The sequence below is a fragment of the Mesorhizobium sp. P160219 genome (assembly GCF_057786095.1).
Genome location: NZ_JBYNWG010000001.1, coordinates 2,862,188 through 2,881,585 on the forward strand (window position 1 = coordinate 2,862,188; position 19,398 = coordinate 2,881,585).

Annotated in this window: 17 protein-coding genes; 8 read left to right on the top strand and 9 right to left on the bottom strand. The window is 63.6% G+C overall.

The features are described from left to right. The first annotated feature begins 275 nt into the window (after positions 1-275). On the top strand, positions 276-1,820 hold the full coding sequence (locus tag AC3EMP_RS13710; protein WP_023702217.1) for a helicase HerA-like C-terminal domain-containing protein: 1,545 nt from the start codon (positions 276-278) through the stop codon (positions 1,818-1,820). 37 nt (positions 1,821-1,857) lie between these two features. Here AC3EMP_RS13710 and AC3EMP_RS13715 read toward each other — a convergent pair whose 3' ends face one another. Then, the gene (locus tag AC3EMP_RS13715; protein ID WP_352712851.1) at positions 1,858-2,757 is read right to left on the bottom strand and encodes an SMP-30/gluconolactonase/LRE family protein; all 900 of its coding nucleotides are present in this window, start codon (positions 2,755-2,757) and stop codon (positions 1,858-1,860) included. A gap of 105 nt (positions 2,758-2,862) precedes the next feature. On the opposite strand from AC3EMP_RS13715, the gene AC3EMP_RS13720 reads away from it, so the two are divergent. The 7 genes from AC3EMP_RS13720 (at position 2,863) to AC3EMP_RS13750 (ending at position 9,227) form a co-directional block, all read left to right on the top strand. Further along, positions 2,863-3,582 (top strand): FadR/GntR family transcriptional regulator, encoded by a 720-nt coding sequence (locus tag AC3EMP_RS13720; protein ID WP_023732047.1) that lies wholly within the window; start codon positions 2,863-2,865, stop codon positions 3,580-3,582. Position 3,583: 1 nt separating this feature from the next. Beyond that, positions 3,584-4,786, top strand: coding sequence for a mandelate racemase/muconate lactonizing enzyme family protein (locus tag AC3EMP_RS13725; protein ID WP_023702214.1), 1,203 nt, complete (start codon positions 3,584-3,586; stop codon positions 4,784-4,786). Positions 4,787-4,809: 23 nt separating this feature from the next. Then, complete coding sequence (locus AC3EMP_RS13730; protein ID WP_023692778.1) at positions 4,810-5,787, top strand: sugar ABC transporter substrate-binding protein; 978 nt, start codon at positions 4,810-4,812, stop codon at positions 5,785-5,787. Positions 5,788-5,874: 87 nt separating this feature from the next. Continuing rightward, positions 5,875-6,852: an ABC transporter permease gene (locus AC3EMP_RS13735; protein WP_023702213.1), complete on the top strand. Its 978-nt coding sequence runs from the start codon at positions 5,875-5,877 to the stop codon at positions 6,850-6,852. 3 nt (positions 6,853-6,855) lie between these two features. After that, positions 6,856-7,587, top strand: coding sequence for an ATP-binding cassette domain-containing protein (locus tag AC3EMP_RS13740; RefSeq protein ID WP_023692780.1), 732 nt, complete (start codon positions 6,856-6,858; stop codon positions 7,585-7,587). Positions 7,588-7,599: 12 nt separating this feature from the next. Further along, positions 7,600-8,355: an SDR family oxidoreductase gene (locus AC3EMP_RS13745; RefSeq protein ID WP_023692781.1), complete on the top strand. Its 756-nt coding sequence runs from the start codon at positions 7,600-7,602 to the stop codon at positions 8,353-8,355. A 2-nt stretch (positions 8,356-8,357) separates the two neighbouring features. Continuing rightward, entirely contained in the window at positions 8,358-9,227 is an 870-nt protein-coding gene (locus AC3EMP_RS13750; protein ID WP_352712854.1) for an aldose 1-epimerase, read from the top strand. A gap of 4 nt (positions 9,228-9,231) precedes the next feature. Here AC3EMP_RS13750 and AC3EMP_RS13755 read toward each other — a convergent pair whose 3' ends face one another. From AC3EMP_RS13755 to AC3EMP_RS13790, 8 genes are all read right to left on the bottom strand, one after another. Continuing rightward, entirely contained in the window at positions 9,232-9,708 is a 477-nt protein-coding gene (locus AC3EMP_RS13755; RefSeq protein ID WP_023687219.1) for a DUF4189 domain-containing protein, read from the bottom strand. Next, on the bottom strand, positions 9,705-10,400 hold the full coding sequence (locus AC3EMP_RS13760; RefSeq protein WP_023727661.1) for a hypothetical protein: 696 nt from the start codon (positions 10,398-10,400) through the stop codon (positions 9,705-9,707). The genes AC3EMP_RS13755 and AC3EMP_RS13760 overlap by 4 nt, the downstream gene beginning before the upstream one ends. 13 nt (positions 10,401-10,413) lie before the next feature. Continuing rightward, complete coding sequence (locus tag AC3EMP_RS13765; RefSeq protein WP_023670757.1) at positions 10,414-10,989, bottom strand: invasion associated locus B family protein; 576 nt, start codon at positions 10,987-10,989, stop codon at positions 10,414-10,416. Between the two features lie 9 nt (positions 10,990-10,998). Next, entirely contained in the window at positions 10,999-15,576 is a 4,578-nt protein-coding gene (locus tag AC3EMP_RS13770) for a YadA-like family protein (RefSeq protein ID WP_352712856.1), read from the bottom strand. A 1-nt stretch (position 15,577) separates the two neighbouring features. After that, positions 15,578-15,997 carry a hypothetical protein gene (locus tag AC3EMP_RS13775; RefSeq protein WP_023687221.1) on the bottom strand — a complete coding sequence of 140 codons (420 nt, stop codon included), beginning with the start codon at positions 15,995-15,997 and terminating at the stop codon, positions 15,578-15,580. Positions 15,998-16,231: 234 nt separating this feature from the next. After that, entirely contained in the window at positions 16,232-17,167 is a 936-nt protein-coding gene (locus tag AC3EMP_RS13780; RefSeq protein WP_488494625.1) for a helix-turn-helix transcriptional regulator, read from the bottom strand. 810 nt (positions 17,168-17,977) lie between these two features. Further along, positions 17,978-18,178 (bottom strand): hypothetical protein, encoded by a 201-nt coding sequence (locus AC3EMP_RS13785; protein WP_023684556.1) that lies wholly within the window; start codon positions 18,176-18,178, stop codon positions 17,978-17,980. Between the two features lie 289 nt (positions 18,179-18,467). Continuing rightward, on the bottom strand, positions 18,468-19,277 hold the full coding sequence (locus tag AC3EMP_RS13790) for a L,D-transpeptidase (protein WP_352712859.1): 810 nt from the start codon (positions 19,275-19,277) through the stop codon (positions 18,468-18,470). Positions 19,278-19,398 lie beyond the last annotated feature (121 nt).

Consider the following 19,398-nt stretch of genomic DNA (forward strand, 5'->3'; position numbering starts at 1 on the left):
GCAATGCGCTTGCGCGGTTGGGATTCGCTTCCCTGACATAGGGCAGCCTGCGTGGACGAACCATGGAACGATTGCCAAACAGCGGCAAAATCCGCAAGTTCCAAAAACCGATTTGGAGGATTGGTTCAATTTAGACGATTGGCCCAATCTGGATGAATAGCCAACTGGATGGATAGCCCAATTGGAGAATAGCATTGTCGCTGCGCAATGGCCTGACTATACCCTGCGGCACGGCCACAGGCTTTTAACACATCAGTTTGCGGAGACATGGTCATATGGCTGACGACACCAGCATTTTCCTCGGCGCCAGCCGCAAGCCCGACGACAGCTATCAGCGCGCCGAACAGCTCTTGCTGCAATATGGGAACCGCCATGGCCTGATCACCGGCGCCACCGGCACCGGCAAGACAGTCAGCCTGCAGATCCTGGCCGAGGGGTTTTCCAATGCCGGCGTGCCTGTGTTCTGCGCCGATATCAAGGGCGACCTGTCCGGCATTGCCATGATGGGCAAGGCGCAGGATTTCCTGGTCAAGCGGGCCGAGCAGGTCAAGCTCGACCCTTACGACTTCCAGGAATTCCCGGTCATCTTCTGGGACCTGTTCGGCGAGCAGGGCCATCCGATCCGCGCCACCGTCTCGGAAATGGGGCCGCTGCTTCTGTCGCGGCTGATGAACCTCTCCGAAGCGCAGGAAGGCATCATGAACATCGCCTTCCGCATCGCCGATGAGGATGGCCTGCTGCTGCTCGACATGAAGGATCTGCAAGCACTGCTGGCCAACATCGCAGCGCGCGCCGACGAGATCAGCTCGCGCTACGGCAATGTCACCAAGCCGTCGGTCGGCGCAATCCAGCGCACGCTTCTGGTGCTGGAACAGCAGGGCGCGGCGCATTTCTTCGGCGAACCGGCTTTGCGCATCGCCGACATCATGCGCACCACCCGCGACGGCCGCGGCGCCATCAGCGTGCTCGCTGCCGACAGATTGATGATGAACCCCAGGCTCTACGCCACCTTCCTGCTCTGGCTGATGTCGGAGCTGTTCGAGGAATTGCCCGAGGTCGGCGATCCCGAAAGGCCGAAGCTGGTGTTCTTCTTCGACGAGGCGCATCTGCTTTTCGACGATGCGCCGAAGGTGCTGATCGACCGCGTCGAGCAGGTGGTTCGCTTGATCCGTTCGAAAGGCGTCGGTGTCTATTTCGTCACGCAGAACCCTTTGGACATCCCTGAAAAGGTTCTCGCCCAGCTCGGCAACCGTGTGCAGCACGCGCTGCGCGCCTATACGCCGCGTGAGCAGCAGGCGGTCAAGACCGCCGCCGACACCTTCCGGCCCAATCCCGATTTCGACTGCGCCACCGCCATCACCCAGCTCGGCACCGGCGAGGCGCTGGTCTCGACGCTGGAGGTCAAGGGCGTGCCGTCCATGGTGCAGCGGACATTGATCCGGCCGCCATCGTCTAGGCTTGGCCCGATCACAGCGGACGAGCGCCGCAAGCTGATCGACCAGAGCCCGGTCGCCGGCCAGTACGACCAGACCATCGACCGCGAATCGGCCTTCGAGATGCTGCAGAAGAAAGCCAGGGATGCGCAGGACGAGCAGGCGCAGCAGGCCGACAGCGGGCGCTCGCGCTGGACCATTCCGGGCTTCGGCAATGACGATCCGCCGCCGCAGCAATCAGGCGGTCGCCGCGCCCCTGCACCACGGCCGTCCAACCGCCAGACGGTGGCCGAAGCCGCGATCAAAGCGGTGGTGCGCTCGGTCGGCTCGTCGGTCGGCCGCGCGATCGTGCGCGGGATTCTGGGCAGCCTGTCCAGGGGGCGGTAAAAGGCATCAGCCCGCAAGAATGCCGCATGGCGGGCACCTAACCAAAACGGTTGCTCGGTCGGCCTCGTTCTCCCGGCCGGAGCGCAAAAACGCCGCCCTCGTTCGGATGCGCGTCAAGGTGCTCCGCCGTCATCGTGAAGCGCGCCGAGGTGACGAACAGCGTATCGAGTTTGGCGCCGCCAAAGGCGCAGCTTGTCGGCCAGGAGCAGGGTAGTTCGACGATCCGATCCAGTAGGCCGTCCTGCGCGATGCGAGCAAGGCAGCTGCCGCCGACGACCCGGCAGTTCCAGATGTAGCCTTCGGCGTCCATGCAGGAGCCGTCGGGCAGGCCCCGCTCGAAGGCCCCGAAAAACCGGCGCCGGTGTTCAAGCCGCCATGCGGTCCTGTCCCAAGCATAGCTGTAGAGTTCGTTCTTCATTGTGTCGGCGGTGATGAAGCGACCGTCCGGTGTCCATGCCATGGTGTTGGTGATGCCAAAGCGGTCGTCGGACAGGCGCGTCACGCGGCCGTCGGGAGCAACCCGAAACAGCTGCCCGGCCTCCTGCGTGATGGCGACGGGCGTATCATCCGGTCCGATGTTGTTGGCCATCGTGCCGACCCAGAATGACCCATCGGGCGCGATGACGCCTTCATTCAGCCGGATGTCGGGTCTGTCCGGCTCGATCGTCGCAATCGTTCGGAACTTCCCGCCGAAGTCCCACAAGGCAATCTCGTTCCTGAGGCCGACAATGGCGCCGCCATCGGTGCGCAGGCCGATCGAGGTGACCAGATCGGGTGTCTCCCAGGACTCGTGAACTGAGGTCAGCGGATCCAGTCTGTGGATCCTGCGGCCGATAATGTCGATCCAGACCAGCCGGTCGCAGCGGTCGTCCCAGATCAGGCTCTCGCCGACGACATCACGCGCATCGAAGAGCAGGCCAGCGTTCATATCGTCCATGCGGTTCCTCCAGACCAGCGCATCCAGAACACGCTTGACATATATCTTTCGGATGAATTATCAGCAACTGAATAACAACCTGTCATACAGGTTTAAGGGAGAGACATGCAGGATCCGACGGAGGCAGCGGCTGAGCCGAATCCCGGCCTTGTGAGCACGGCGATCCAGGCAATCACCCAGCACATCCGCTCGGAGGGCCTTGCGGCCGGCGATCCGCTGCCCAGCGAAGCGGCCATGACGCGCCAGCTCAATGTCTCGCGAACCGTCGTGCGCGAAGCGTTCCGGTCGCTTTCTGCAATGCGCCTGATCGACATGAGCGCCGGGCGCCGCGCCACCGTCGCCAAGCTCGACACCGGCGCCATGTCGATGGTGATCGAGCACGGCATCACCACGCAGCAGATCAGCGTGCATCAGGTCTATGATGTCAGGCGCACGATCGAGATGCGCACCGTGGCGCTGGCGGCGCTCCGCCGCACCGAGGCGGAAGCCGCGGCAATCGCGCAATCCGCCAGGCTGATGCGTGAGAATTTCCAGCACCCTGAGATCGTCATGGAGCACGACATCGCCTTTCACGAGGCGATCGCGGCGGCCTCGCACAACCCGGTCTTCTCGCTGATCGTCACCGCCTTCAGCGGGGTCACGCGCCGCACCTGGGTGATCGGCTGGCGGACACGCTCCTCCAGCGAAGACCAGCTCAAGATGATCAAGGGGCACGAGGACATAGCCGAGGCGATCCTCAAGGGCGATCCGCGGCTCGCCGTCGAGCACATGGCGCAACATTTCGACAAGAGCGTCAAGGCGCTCCTCGACGCGGGAATCGCCTGACATGAAGATCACCGCGATCGAGACCATTCGCATCGAGGAGCGGCCCAACCTTCTCTGGGTCGAGGTCCATACCGACGAGGGCATCACCGGGCTCGGCGAGACCTTCTTCCTGTCGCGCACCGTCGAAGCGTATCTGCACGAATATGTCGCGCCACGCGTGATCGGCCGCGATCCGCTCGAGATCGACCTTTTATCCGCCGACCTTGTCGGCTATCTCGGCTTCCGCTCCAGCGGCGCGGAGGTGCGCGGAAATTCGGCCTTCGACATCGCGCTGTGGGACATTTTCGGCAAGGTCACAGGCCAGCCGATCGCTCAGCTTCTGGGTGGCTTCAGCCGTCGCTCCATCCGCACCTACAACACCTGCGCCGGCACCGAATACATCAAGGACGCCAAGGGCCAGACGACGGCCAATTACGGCATCGGCGCCGGGCGCGACTACGACGATCTCAACGGCTTCCTCAACCGCGCCGGCGAGTTGGCCGAGGAACTGCTCGAGGACGGCATCACTGCCATGAAGATCTGGCCGTTCGATCACGCCGCCGAAAAGACGCGTGGCAATGACATCTCGGCGGCCGACCTGAAATCGGCGCTGCAGCCGTTCGAGAAGATCCGCCGCGCCGTCGGCGACAAGATCGACATCATGGTCGAGTTCCATTCGATGTGGCAGCTTTTGCCGGCCATGAAGATCGCCGGCGCGCTGAAACCTTATGCCACTTATTGGCACGAGGACCCGATCCGCATGGACAGCCTCGGCGACCTGAAACGCTACGAGGCGGTGAGCCCGGCGCCGATCTCGGCCTCCGAGACACTGGGCAGCCGCTGGGCCTTCCGCGACCTGCTCGAAACCGGGGCTGCCGGCATCGTCATGCTCGACATCTCCTGGTGCGGCGGCCTGTCGGAGGCGCGCAAGATCGCCGCGATGGCGGAGGCCTGGCGACTGCCGGTCGCGCCACATGACTGCACCGGTCCGGTCGTGCTCGCCGCCTCGACGCATCTGTCGCTCAATGCACCCAATGCGCTGGTGCAGGAGAGCGTGCGCGCCTTCTACCGCACCTGGTACCGGGACCTGGTGACGGCGCTGCCGGAAGTGAAGAACGGCATGATCACCGTGCCGCCTGGACCGGGCCTGGGGCTGGCGCTCAACCCCGACCTCGGCAAGGCCTACACCGTCCAGCGCCGCGTCTCCGACAAGACCGACATCTAGGAAATCCAAAGGGAGGAATTGAAATGAGAAAACTGACTGCAACACTTCTGCTTGGCGTCGCTATCTTCGGCGCCCAGACCGCCGCGCGTGCCAACGGGTTGAACATCGTCTTCACCCACCATTCGTCGGCATCGAACACCTTCTGGCAGGCGGTGAAGAAGGGTTTTGACGACGGCTGCGCCAAGGTCGAGGCCAGCTGCAACATGGTCTTCACCCAGACCGAGGGTTCGATCGAACAGCAGGTCGCCAACATGCGCGCGGCCCTTGCCGCCAAGCCCGACGCGCTGCTGACCTCGATCGTCGACGACCATGCTTTCGATGACGTCATCAAGGAGGCGCGCGATGCCGGCGTGCTCGTGATCGCCGTCAATGTCGACGACACCGAAGGCGCCAAGGGCAATGCGCGCCAGGCCTTCGTCGGGCAGGGCTTCAAGCCGGCGGGCTATTCGCTCGCCAAGGCTATATCCGAAAGCTTCCCGAAGGATGGCCCGATCAAGGTGCTGGTTGGCATCTCGGCGCCCGGCCAGAACTGGTCCGAGAGCCGTGGCGCCGGCGTGATGCAGTTCCTTGAGGAATACAAGGCGGCGCATGCCGACCGCGATGTGTCGTGGGAGCGCATCGACAGCGGCACCGACCTTGCCGTCACCTCCGACCGCGTCGGCGCCTATCTCAACGCCCATGCGGACACCACCGCCTATTTCGACACCGGATTCTGGTGCGCCGGTGTCGCCCGCGTGCTGCAGGATCGCGGCGTAGCGCCGGGCAAGGTCCTGCTCGGCGGTTTCGACCTGGTGCCCGAAGTGCTGCAGCAGATGCAGAAGGGCTACGTGCAGGCGCTGGTCGACCAGCAGCCCTACATGCAGGGCTTCATGCCGGTGATGGAGGCCTATCTCAACAAGAAGATCGGCCTGGCGCCTTCCGACATCGACACCGGCCAGGGCATCGTGCGGCCGAACGAAGCCGATGCGATCATGGCGCTTTCCGCCCAGGGGATGCGCTGACAGCGCAGCGCCGATGAGCGGTTTTGCATCGGCGGCGCCCGCGCGCCGCCGATGCCTCAACAGAAGTTCGAATTCCTGGAGCCTGACGTGAAGCGTCTGTTCAAGACCTATCTCGAAAAGCCGGAGCTGGCCGGTCTGATCCTGCTCTTGCTGCTGATCATCGTGTTCCAGATCCGCTCGCATGGCGTGTTCCTCAACCAGGACAATCTTCGCGGCATTCTCGGCATCCTGCCGGAGGCCGGCCTTGTTGCCATCGGCGTCACCATCCTGATGATCAGTGGCGAGTTCGACCTCTCCGTCGGCTCGGTGTTCGCGCTGATGCCGATGACGATGGCGGTGCTGATGGTGCACGACGCCCCGTTCCCGCTGGCGCTGCTCGCCGGACTGCTTGTCGCAGCCGCCATCGGCTTCATCAACGGCTACATCACCATCCGCTTCGCCATACCGAGCTTCATCACCACGCTCGGCATGCTGTTCATGGCGCGCTCGCTCACCGTCGTCGTTTCGGGCGGCTTCCCGCCGCTGCTGCCTGCCGACCTGCCGAACTGGCTGTTCACATCCTTCGTGGGCCCCGGCAACATGTTCCGCATGTCCTTCCTCTGGTTTGCCGGCATTGCGGTGCTGACCTCGCTGATGCTTTCGCGCACCAATTTCGGCAACTGGATCAAGGCCACCGGCGGCTTCCCGCCGGCCGCCGCCGCGATGGGGATCCCGACCACCAGGGTCAAGATCATCTGTTTCATGCTCTGTTCGATGCTCTCCGGCTTCGCCGGCATGCTGCAAGTGCTGCGGCTGGGCTCGCCCTTGCCTTCGATCGGCGAGGGCATGGAACTGCAGGCGGTGGCGTCCGCCGTCATTGGCGGCGCTTCGCTCGCCGGCGGTATCGGCACCGTGATGGGCGGCATCATCGGCACGACGCTTATCCGCGTCATCGATAACGGCCTCGTGCTCAGCCATGTCGACGCCAACTGGTTCAAGTTTGCCATCGGCTTCCTGACCATATTCGCCGTCGTCGCCAATGCTTGGATGCGCAAGCGCGCCAAGGCCATCAAGATGGAGGATTGAGCGATGGCCGACGCGATCATCTCCGTGCACAACCTTCACAAATGGTATTCCGGCGTCCATGCGCTGAAAGGGGTGACGCTCGACTTCACCCGGGGCGAGGCGCTTGGCCTGGTCGGCGACAATGGCGCCGGCAAATCGACCCTCATCAACATCCTCTCCGGCGTCCACACGGCGGACCAGGGCGAGATCAAGGTCGAGGGCAGGACTGTCCGCATCGCCAAGCCGCGCGATGCGATGGATCTCGGCATCGAGACGATCTACCAGTACAATTCCATGGTACCGACCATGTCGATCGCCAGGAACCTGTTCATCGGCCGCGAGCCGACCCGGTTTTCGGTCTTCGGCGTCGGCTTGCTCGATCAGAAGAAGATGGCCAGCGAAAGCATCCGCGCGATTGCCAATGTCGATCTGCACCTGCGCTCGCCGGATGCCCTTGTCGGCGAGCTTTCCGGCGGCCAGCGGCAGGGCGTCGCCATCGCCCGGGCAATGCATTTCAAGTCGAAGGTGATGATCCTCGACGAGCCGACCAACCATCTCTCCGTCAAGGAGACGAGGAAGGTGATCGGCTTCGTGCGTGGCCTGAAAGAGCAAGGCATCACCGGCGTCTTCATCAGCCACAACATGCATCATGTCTTCGAATGCTGCGACCGCGTCGTGGCGATGGCGCGCGGCGAAATCGTGCTGGACAAGCGGGTCGCGGAGACCTCGATCGATGAAGTCCACGGCGTTCTGTAAGAGGTGGCGGCAATGAAAGCCCTTGCCGATCGCGTCGTGCTTCTGACCGGCGGCCTTGGCTCGCTCGGCCGTGCCCAGGCGGTGACGCTGGCGCGGGCCGGCGCGCGCGTGCTGGTGCTCGATCGCCCCAATAGCGAAGACGGGCCAGGGATTGCCTCGGAAATGGCCGCGCAGACAGGCGGCAACGTCGCCTTTGTCGGCTGCGACCTCAACCGGCTTGCGGAGGCGGAGGCTACGGTGGCGGCGCTGGCGGCGAGGGAAGGGGGCATCGACGTCTTGATCAACAACGCTGCCCTGATCATCAACCGGCCGTTCGAAGAATTCTCGCTGACCGAGTATGAGGATCAGATCCGTGTCAACTCTTCGGCCGCCTTCGCCTTGGCGCGGGCCTGCGCGCCGGCGATGAAGGCGAAGGCCTATGGCAAGATCGTCAATTTCTGCTCCATCACGCTCAACGGCCGCTGGGACGGCTACGTGCCCTATGTCGCGTCCAAGGGCGCGATGCTGGGTCTGACCAAATCGCTGGCGCGGGAGCTTGGGCCGCACGGCGTCCGGGTCAACGCCGTGTCCCCGGGCGCGGTTGTTTCGGAGGCCGAGGCGCGGGTGTTCGGCGACCGGCTGGCGCAATACAACGAGTGGATCCTGGAGAACCAGGGTCTCAAGATGCGCATCGAGCCGCATCACGTTGCCGATCTCGTACTGTTCCTCGCATCGCCCGCCTCGGACATGATCAGCGGCCAAAATATCGCTATTGACGGCGGTTGGTAGGGATGGCCGGCCTCCTGGAACTGCGCGACGACCGCGCCCGTCTGGTCCTGGCGCCGCAAAATGGCGCGGCGATCGCCCGCTTCGATGCACTGGTCGGCGGCGCAACGGTGCCGCTGCTCCGCCCCGACGATGGCACCGGCGCCTCCGGCTGCCAGCTTCTGGTTCCCTGGTCGAACCGCATCTCAGGCGGCGGTTTCGCCTTCGACGGCCGCTTCCATGCGATCGAGCCGAACGTGCCGGGGGAGGCCTTTCCAATCCATGGCGACGGCTTCCAGAGGGAGTGGCGGATTGCCAGCCACAGCGCCACCGAGGCAGAACTGGTCCTCGACGCCGGTGAAATCGGCCCCTACCGATATACGGCGCGGGTCGCCTATGCGCTGCATGACGGGGCCTTGGATGCCACGCTCACGGTGGAGAATCGCACCGGCATTCGCCTGCCTTACGGGCTCGGCTTTCATCCGTGGTTCCCGCGCAGCGCCGGAACGACGCTCGAGGCGAAGGCGGCGCGGGTCTGGCTGGAGGACAAGCATCATCTGCCGGTCGGCGTGGCGCCGGTGGCCGATTACCCCGCGTGGAATTTCTCGAACGCCTCCCTGTTGCCGCGAAGCTGGGTCAACAACGCCTTCGACGGCTGGGACCACCGCGCCAGGATCACCCGGCCCGAGGACAGGATCGCCATCTCGCTCACCGCCTCGCCATTGCTCGACGTCTTCATCCTCTATTCGCCGTCGCAGGATGCCGATTTCTTCTGCTTCGAGCCGGTGTCGCATACCGTCGATGCGCATCACGGCAAAGGGCTGACCCCGCTTGAGCACGGCGCTACACTGAGTGCAAACATGCGCCTCGATTGGCGTTCCGCTGCTTCGCTCTGATGCGTCATGTGCACACCCACTCGCGGATCTTGCATTTTTGTCCGTTCCGCTCGCACGCCTGCAGTGTCAGGTCTTCGGCATCCCGGCGTGTTTGCGCCGTCTCGGCGCCCCAACTGGTCAGCCGCCCTTCCGGCTTCTCGCCTACGGCGAGGGCGCCGCAATGCTTGTAGGGAAAGCCGGTATTGTCGTCATCGTCCCAATGGCGATGATTGCGGAATACGCTGACCACGGCGCAGCTGCCGCCGCCGGCGTTCTGGCAATGCTTCAGCGCGATGTCCATCGCCTCCTGCCGCTTGTCGGCGCCCCAAAAGAAGCCGTGCTTCTCGTCGGGGCTCGAATAGGCGATCGCCGCCCAGATGCCTCTCTCCTCCTGGGCCGGCGGCTCGGGCACGTCCGCCGCCGGGGCGAGGTCCGCCGCGCCCAGCCGTCCGGCGCAAAGCAACAGCATACCAATCGCCGCAATGGCGGAATTCACCCTCATTGTACGCCTCCTTGTTTACCTGCTGCCGAGGCCACGGAAATGACGACGCAGCTGTTGCCGGTTGGCAGCAGCATCGCGTTGCCCCCTCCATTGGCGAGTTCATAGACGCTGATTTGTCCAAGATTGTTGGCGAGCTTGCTGTCTTTCGGAAGCAGGGCCGGAACATCGGCGCAATTGGCCGCGAATGGCGCCACCCTGACCATCGTACCTTCGCAAACGGATGCGGTGGGTGCTGCGAACACCAGGCCTGCCGCCGGGCCGCTGTAGCCCTGCGTGGCGTAGTTCATGCCGACCAGGGCTTCCACGAGGTGTTTGTCGGGGGCCTCGTTGTTCCAGATCGACTGGACGCTGTACGTCGTGCCGGTTGTCAGCATCTGCCCAAGGGCTGGGAAAATGTTGGAACAAGACTGCAAGCCTGCCTCTTTGGCGTGTTGCAGAAATGGCGTCTCGGCCAGGGCCGGATTGGGCTGGTTGGTCTCCGCGACCGCCGGCTGCGGCAATAAATTGTGGAGCAGGTCGTAGCGCATGGCCGCGAAGCCGGCCGTGGCGACGACGGCAATGGCGAGCAACGAGAAGACAGCGGTCCTCGCGCGGTTTCGTTGCGGTCTGCTCCGGTCTTCGATGCCGACCCGGACAGCATCCTTTCCCTGGTTGCGGGACATTATCCGGTCATGGATCGATTGCTGGTTCATCGCGATTGCCTCGTCAATTGATCGCCGCAACGGCCGCGGCCAAGCCCTTGAGGGTCGCGGTTACGTTGATCGTCCTGCCATCCGTGGTCGGGAAGGAGATGACGGATGCCGCGGCCTTCGAAATCTGTTCGCGCATGATCGGACCAACCGGCAGCATGCCGACGCAGACGGCCTGATTGCATCCGTCGAGTTGAATTTTTATCGGCTCCTTGCGCCCCTCGAACGTCAGCGAGACAGGAGCGTCGCTCTTGGCGATCGGCGGGGCGCGCAAGATCATGTAGGGGTTGCCTTCCTTGGTGGCGGCAAGCGACCAGCTGAACGCAACCTGTCCTGCCTGGTCCTCGATGATCTGGGTGACATTGCAGACCTTTTGGCGCGCCTTCAGGTTCTCGTCGCAGATCAGCGTCCAGTTCTCGAACGGACGGGTGGTCCGTTGATATTCGCCAAGCTTCGCATCCGCAGGGATCGCTACGTCGGAAGGTTTTACCCTGTAGCCGGAAGGGATTGCTTCCTGCCCGGCCGCTAACGGGCCGGACAGGAGCATTGACGTCATGGATATCGCGACAGCAAGGACTGCCTGCCTGATCATGGCCGGGCTCTAGTTCAGCGTAAGGCTGACGCCCGCGCCGACACCCCAGTGTCCGCCTGCCGTCGTACCGGACAGGTTCGCTCGAACACGTCCTTCCTCGCTGGTGTAGCCGGCGCCGAAGGCCAGGGCGCCTTCACCGCGCCAATAGCCTCCGCCGGCGGCCACGCTCAGCTTGCCGGGACGATCGTCGTAGCGCAGCGAGCCGGCCGCCAAGCCGATTGCCGCAGCCTGGCGCGCCTCGCCCCTGACCTCTCCCATGTCCATGTTGAGCTGGCTGAGTTTGGAGTCCGCATACGCATTGGCTTGCTGCAGCGTGGTGGCCGCCACCTGGTTGGTGTAGTTCTTCGAATTGTCCAGGTTGAGTGCTAACCCGCTGTTGAACTGCTGAACATTGACCGCATCGGTGTTGGCAACGCCCGGCCCGACATTGTGGATGACCACCGGCGTGTTGGGATCGCCGCCGGCAAGGGTAATCGAGTTGGACTTGTTGCCGTTCCCGTCCTTGTCGTACTGGACGGCGAACTGGTTGAGGTCGCCGACGCTACCCTGCATGGCTTCGACCGCCTGGTTGGTGGCGAAGAGCTGGCTGCCGTTGATGGCGTCGGTGGAGGTGCCGCTGATCCGGCCCGCCGCGACATTGGTGACGGTGCGCTCGTTGCCGACGGTGCCGACGCTGACCGTGCTCGTCGGAGCTGTTCCGGCGAAGGTATAGGCAACGCCGTTGATCGTGGTGCCGGTGGTGGCGACCGCCGCCGCCGTCGTCGAGCCCGCGCCGAGCGCGACGCTGCCCGGCTCGTTGGCCTTTGCGCCGGCGCCGAGCGCCACCGCCTGCGCTCCGTTGGTGGTCGCGTTGGTACCGAGGGCGATGCTGTCGGCCTGGTTGACCGTCGAATTCTGGCCGATCGCGATGCCTCCCGGCGCCGTCTGCTGCACGATGGCGCCATTGCCGATGCCGATGCCGTTGTCGCCATTGACGGTGGTGCGCGGACCGACCGCAACCGAATCGACGCCGACCGCAAGCGAATCCGCGGCCGTCGAATTGGCGTGGAAGTACAGGCTCCCCGTCACCGCGAACGAGCTCAGCGCGCCCTTCAACTGGCGAAGCGTGACCGCGTCCTGGTCCTGCGTGCCGTCGGCCACGTTGATGATCTGGCGATAGGAGGTGGAGGTGCCGACCGAGACGGCGCCGAGCAGGCTCATGTCCGCGGTGTTGTAGGGAATGAGGCCGGTGCCGGAGAGGATCGATCCCGAGACGGGCGCGACCGCCCGGTCCGAAACCGAGCCGGCGCCGAGCGCCACGCCGCCGATGACGCTGGCCTGGGTGTCGCGGCCGAGCGCCAGCGCATTGTCGGCGCTCGCGGTCGCCTGGTAGCCGAGGGCGGACGAGCCGATCCCTTGCGCGAAGGAGTCCGCGACGGCGAGCGTCCGGTCGTTGGTGCGCACATAGCGTATGCCGTCGCCATTGGCGTCGGTGTAGGCCAGCGAGGTGTCGCCGGTAATGTTGCTGATCGAATTGCCGAGATTGGCGATGTCAGCCGTGTTGGCGGCAATGTCGGTCGTGTTCTGCGTCACCTGCTGGTTGGTCGCAAACAGCTGCGAACCATTGACCGCGTCGGTCGAGGAGCCGCTCAACTGCCCGGCCGCGACATTCTGGATCTGGCGTTCCGCGCCCACCGAGCCGACCGAAAACGCTCCCGCCGGCGTGGTTCCGGCGAAGGTGTAGGCAACGCCGCCGATCGTGGTGCCGCCGACCGCCGTCGTCACGGTCGACACCGCATTCGCGCCGATCGCCACGTCGCCGGCATTGTTGGCCACGGCATTCGGGCCGATGGCAACGGAATCCGTCCCCAGCGCCTGCGAATCCGCCAGCGTCGAATTGGCGTGGAAATACTTGATGCCGCCGCCGGTGCTGATGCTGTTGATCGTGTTGCCGAGATTGGTGATGTCGGCGGTGTTGGCGGCGATCGCCGTGGTGTTCTGCGTCACCTGCTGGTTGGTGGCGAAGAGCTGCGAGCCGTTGATCGCGTCGGTCGACGAATTGCTGAGCCGCCCCGCCGCGACATTGGTGATGGTCCGCTCCGCGCCGACCGTGCCGATGCTGACGGTGCTCGCCGGCGTCGTGCCGGCGAAGTTGTAGGCGACGCCGCCGATCGTCGTGCCGGCGGTGCCGACCGCCGCTGCGGTCACCGAGCCCGAACCCAGCGCCACGTCACCTACGTTGCTGGCAGCAGAGCCGGCGCCCAGCGCGATCGCGTTCTGGGCGGCGGCATTCGCGCCTACGCCGAGAGCGGTTGCCTGAAAGCCGGTCGCAAACGCGTTCTGTCCGATCGCGGTGCTGGACGTGGCAGTAGCATTGGCGTTGGCGCCGACCGCGGTGCTGTATTGGCCCGAAGCCTTGGAGATGTATCCCATAGCCGTTGCGTCAAGCGCCGATGCGACGGCGCCGCTGCCGAAGGCCGAGGCGTTGGCGTCGGAGGCGCTCGAATTGGTGCCGGCCGCGATGGCGTTCGTCCCCGTCGCGGTCGCGACTGGTCCGATAGCAACGGAGTCCGTGCCCGTTGCGGACGAGTCCGCCGCCGTCGAATTGGCGTGGAAATACTTGATGCCGCCGCCGGTGCTGATGCTGTTGATCGTGTTGCCGAGATTGGTGATGTCGGCGGTGTTGGCGGCGATGGCCGTCGTGTTCTGCGTCACCTGCTGGTTGGTGGCGAAGAGCTGCGAGCCATTGATGGCGTCGGTCGACGAGTTGCTGAGCCGGCCCGCCGCGACATTGGTGATGGTCCGCTCCGCGCCGAGCGCGCCGACGCTGACAGTGCTCGTCGGCGTCGTGCCGGCGAAGCTGTAGGCCGTGCCGCCGATCGTCGCGCCGCTGGTGCCGACCGCCGTCGCGGTCACCGAGCCCGAACCGAGCGCTACGTCGCCGGAGCTTGCCGTCGCCGTCGCGCCGTTGCCCAGCGCGACATTGCCGGCAAGGCCGGCTGCACCCGCCGTCGAGCCATTGCCCAGCGCCACGGAGCCTTGCCCGACGGCCTTGTTGTTGTTGCCGATGGCAACCGCGCCTGCGGCCTGGTTTGCGGCTGTGGCGGTTGCCGTGCCGTCGCTGTTGGCGATGTTGTTGGCGCCGCCGGTGAAGGCGCCGGTGCCGCTGGCATAGCTCGGATCGCCGATGGAGACCGCGCCGTTGCCGTAAGCCGTGTTGCCGGCGCCAATGGCGACAGCCTTGCCGCCCGTCGCCGTCGCATTCGTGCCAACTGCAACAGCGTCGGCGGAATTGGCGACCGCCGCATTACCGATCGCCACGGCGTTGGTGGCACTGGCCTTGGAGCCGATGCCGAGCGCGGTGCTGGCAATCCCGCTAGCGGCGGCGCTGACACCGGCGGCAAGAGAATTGTCTCCCGTCGCATTCGCGCCGGACCCGAATGAGGAGGCGTTCGCGCCGCTGGCGACAGCCGTGTTGCCGATCGCTGTGCTGGCGGAGCCACTCGCAACCGAGGTAGCACCCATCGCCGTGGCGAAAGCGCCCGAAGAGAGCGAATTGGTACCGATCGCGATGCTGTTGGGCACAGCCGTGTTGGCCTGAACGCCCGCCTGCGCGCCCGTGCCGAATGCGATGGACTGGTTGCCCCATGCACTGGCTCCTCTACCCACCGCTGCGGCGTTCGTTCCCGTTGCTTTGGTCAGGACGCCAATGGCAAGGGCGTTTTGCTGATTTGCTGTGACATCCGTGCCAAGGGCGATGGCGCCTTGGGCCAAGGCCCCTGACCCCGCAACGGTGCGCGCGCCGATATTGATAGAGTTGATATCGGACGCGACCGACTGGAAGCCTATCGCGATGGCGTTTTGACTGCCTGCATTGGCGTTGGTGCCTTGGGCAAGGGAATCGATTCCGCTCTGGGTTGCTTGATATCCAAGCGCCATACCGCGCAGGCCACTAGCACTGGACTGATAGCCCATGGCGTATGCGTATTGGGCGCTGGCTACCGACCCGTAGCCAGTGGCGAACGCATAATTGTTGCTGGCCGTGGCGCCGACACCGACCGCGGTGGAGTTCGATCCCGAAGCGTGGGAGTTTGTGCCCAGTGCGCTGGCCCCGGCCGCAGTGGCGTCGGACTGAACGCCAATGGCTACCGTATTGATGTTGTTTGAAATCGCGCCGCCGCCGATCGCCACCGCGCCGCCGGTGCCTGTGGCCTGCGCATCCTGGCCGATTGCCACTGCGTATTGCGTTGACCCGACAGACCGGGTCCCGATCGCAACAGCATTGAGCTGAGAGGCCGTCGCGGCCGGGCCGATAGCGACTGAGCCACTGGCCGTCGCGGTGCCGCCGCCGGCGGCATACTGCGCGGACGCCGGGGTGGCGATGCTCCCGAATGCGATTGCACCCAGCGCCGCTGCCGCAATTCTGCCGCTGCCCAGCGTGCCAAGCCCCAGACATTTGCGTCGCATGCCGAGCACGCGGCACGCGTTGCGCAGCACCGCCATCAGGCGGCGCCGCACCGAGCGGCTGTCGGCCGCACCCGCGATCCAGTTTCCGACAAAGCTTGAAGAAAGTTCGATCCTTCTCCGCCCCTCGACGCGTTTGGTCATGCTAGTTTTTCCTCGCAATTGCCGAGGCGCTCTGATGTGCCGCACCATTCGCCTCGGTGGCCAAAAAATCTTCGAAATTGCGCGTCTTCTCCCGCAACGAGAGACCGACCTTCGCGCCTTGTTTTTCAATCAGCTGATAGGCGCTCGCGACCCATGGCTGCGTCGGTTCTGGAACCGTATGCAGTGCAGCCTCCGTCCGTTCCGGCGGCAGGCTTACCGCCACCAGCGCGCGGCAGAGATCGAAATGAAATCCCGGATCGCCTTCACCACAAGCCGGAGAGGTCAGTCCAAGCACGAAACAGGCCAGGAGATGGTCGAGTTCCGCAGCGCTGATCCGGCTGGCGTATTGGCGTTGCAGTGCAGCCCAGGCCGCTTCGGCCTTAGGCGCGAAGACCTCGATTTCCGCGAATTGAATGTCCATGGGACAATCCGACATGCTGTATCATCTGGTTGCTCCCCCCGCCCCAAATGACTTCCATCGCGACCATGAGCACATTCGCGGTGCAGGTATTTTGGAATAATCCGGAATCTTTGTAGGAAAATCCGGTATTTGGTCCCTGCGCGACAACTGTGACTGCTCTGCCACACAACCTTCGACTATACTGAAGATCAATCGAGGTATCGCCGCGGACAATCATGCGCGCCGCAACAGTCGTTAACGTTGCAGCTTCACCTGCCTGGGGGTTCTGTTCCGGTATCTGGACATGGTGACTGTCAAGTGGCTCTGGTCCGAGAATCCACTGAGATGAGCGACTTCCGCAATCGACAGGTCGCTCTCGATGAGAAGTTTTTCGGCGAAATCGAGACGCAGCCGCAGCAGGTATTTGTGCGGCGGCTCGCCAAAGGTCTTGGTGAATGCCAGGATGAAATGGCTCGGCGAAAGGCCACAGAGTGCGGCCAACTCGGCCACCGCGATCTTGCTGGAAAAACTTACCTCCAGGAATTCGCGCACCCGCCGGGCGCTGCGGTTCGACAGACCGCCCTTTGGGGCTTGTGGCAACTTTCGCGCTCCTGCGTAGTTCCGAAGCAAATGGACGCCGAACATGGTGACCAACGAATTGACATAGAACTCGTTTGGAGTTTCCCGATCCGTCAGTTCCGCCTTCAGCAACTGCGCGAGTTGCAGCGCCTGGAAGTCGACGGTCCCGAACGGCGGCGGCTGAAGCTCGGCATGGCCGGTGTCGAATTCACGCGTTGCCAGCTCGAAGAGACTCTCGGGGGTGAGCGCCACGATTGCGCTTTCCGTGGTGGATGACCGGGTCACCTTGCCGCCGAGGTCGGCTGGGACGATCATGATCATGCCGACGTCGCCGTCGTATTCGTGGACTTTGTCGCTGCCCAGCGATGCCGCAATCCCTGGTGAGGGTGCAAGCAGAACCGAAGCGAAATGTTCCGCCGCTTTGAATGTGTGTGATCCCGGCCCATGAACGACATGAGCCGCGCCGCCTCGAAACGTGACCAGGTAGCGCCCCGCGCTTTCCGGAATTCCGTCGAAGATGCGACGATCCGCGCGCCGCCGCTCTGTCCCGGCGCTTTCCTGGACGTTGCCTCTATGTTGCATCTTCGTCTCTGCCACTGCTGCGCCGATCAATCCAATCCTGTGCTGTATCGAGGCGCCCAGAATTCACGTTTGCTCCTGGGCGTTCCTTCGAATCCTACAGATGCTGCTTTATATTGCAAAGAAGAATTTGAGCTCAAGCGAAAATTTTACCAGGATTTTGACTATAAATTTACAGGTTTGAATTTTTAGCCAAGGCTACCTGACTATTTTCCGATCTTATCTTACCATTTTTAGCCTAGTTATTGTGCATAGTGCGCCGTCACAATCCAGCGTTGTATTCTGAATATAGATCGCGCGGCCATTGACAGAGCTGGTCGACTATCTGTCATCGCCACGGACGATCCAGCAGCAGTTATCGCCCGAACCATGGCTTCTTTCCCTTGTGCTTCTTCATGGCGGTGGCCAAATGGCCTTGATCCGAAAATCCCGCGAGGTAGGCGACTTCGGCGATGGCGACCCTCCGGGAGCGATCCAGGGCTGCGGACAGAGCATATCCCGCTCCCCCGCATGGTTGCTCTTCTGGGATTGGCATTTTCGGGGATTGTGTCGAGGGCGTGCCGATCGACCCGATCGGCGCCTGCGCTGCGTTCCTGAACCTCGCCCGCATTTTTCATTCAGCCTTGCCTCAGCCGCTTTGCCAGCCCATCGAAATTCCGTGCCGTGCAAACAGCCAACCCGGAAATCCGGACGGTAATTTGTATCCCCCATAGTCCTGCCCAAAGGCAGCGTAGCGCATCCCGCGGATAGAAAAAACATTGTAGGTGAAGAAAAAAGTTCGCGCGAGAAAAACATGGCCTGGCTTGGCCGGCGCTACGGAATTATCCGGCTCACGCAGGCCTGCTAAAGATCGCCTCGGCGTTTCTCGTACAGATCCCAGGACAGCTCGACCATGGCCAGAAGAACGTCTTCCTGGCTCCACCCGGCGGCAACCGCCGCCTCGACAATTCCGCGGACGAGCGGCAGCAATTGGCGCTCGCATTCGGCCGACAGGTTGGCCTCGGCGCCGTCGGCAGGCGGACTATCGAAATCAAATCCCACCATCGGCGTTCCCCCGCCATCAATGATCTAATGAAATGTATGTCTCTGCAATCATACTCCCGTCTAATATACATCAATCGGTAACGAAACACAGCAGCGTCGAGATTGACAGGGCATGGCCGCCCCGATTGCAGCGGCTCCATGGTTCGTCTGGACGTCTTTTTTGGCCTCCTGTTGCCGGCATTGCATATCTTGGATGCGAACCCCAGGCATTCGCGTAAAGCTATCGGGATCCTGGCGAGCTTTGCCGCATGGAGCGGAACCTGCCGCTTCATGGCATCGATGAAGTCGATCAGGTCACCGGGCCGAGCAGGACCGAGCCATCCGGCACCCCGCCATCGATCGGGATGGCTCTGCGGTTTGCGCTCGCCGCCATCGGCTGGCCGATGTCGGACGTCACGATGACCGGGCTCTTCGACGGCACGCGGTCGTAGAGGTCGATGATGTCCTGATTTATCAGGCGCACGCAGCCTGACGAGACGGATTTGCCGATCGAGTTCCATTCCGGCGAGCCATGCAGGCGGTAGAGCGTGTCGACGTTGTCGTGGAACAGGTAGAGCGCGCGGGCGCCGAGCGGGTTCTTGAGGCCGCCGGGCATGCCGCCGTTCTTGGCGCTGTATTCTTCCAGTTCAGGCTGGCGGGCAACCATCTCATCGGGCGGCGTCCATTTCGGCCATTTCTGCTTCCACTGGACGACGGCGTCTCCCGACCATTCGAAGCCGGCGCGGCCGAGGCCGACGCCGTAACGGATCGCCTGGCCGCCTTCGCGCACCAGATACAGGAAATGGTTGGTCGTATCGACGATGATGGTGCCTGGCCGCTGGCCGGTCGGATCGGGAACGATCTGGCGCAGGAACTGCGGGTCCATCTTCTTGATCGGGATGGCCGGGAGCTCGAACCCGCTGTCGGAAATCGGGCCGTACATCGTCGCATAGTCGCCGAGCGGCGGCTCGTCATAGGTCGGCGGTGGCGGTTCGACCGGCGCCGGCGTCGGTCCGGTGGTGGTGCAGGCGGAGACCGCAATCGAAGCGGCGCCAAGGGCTGCAGCATTCAGAAAGCCGCGACGGCTCAGGCGATAGGGGTCGATTCCGGTCTTCAACATGGTTGCCTTTTTTAAGTCTCGAATCGCAAGAAAGCGTGAATGCCTTCAAGCGGCGCAGTGGTCGGCCTCCCCCAATGCCTGACGCGATAGGCGGTTCCGATTCTGGCCTGAGGGTGGACAA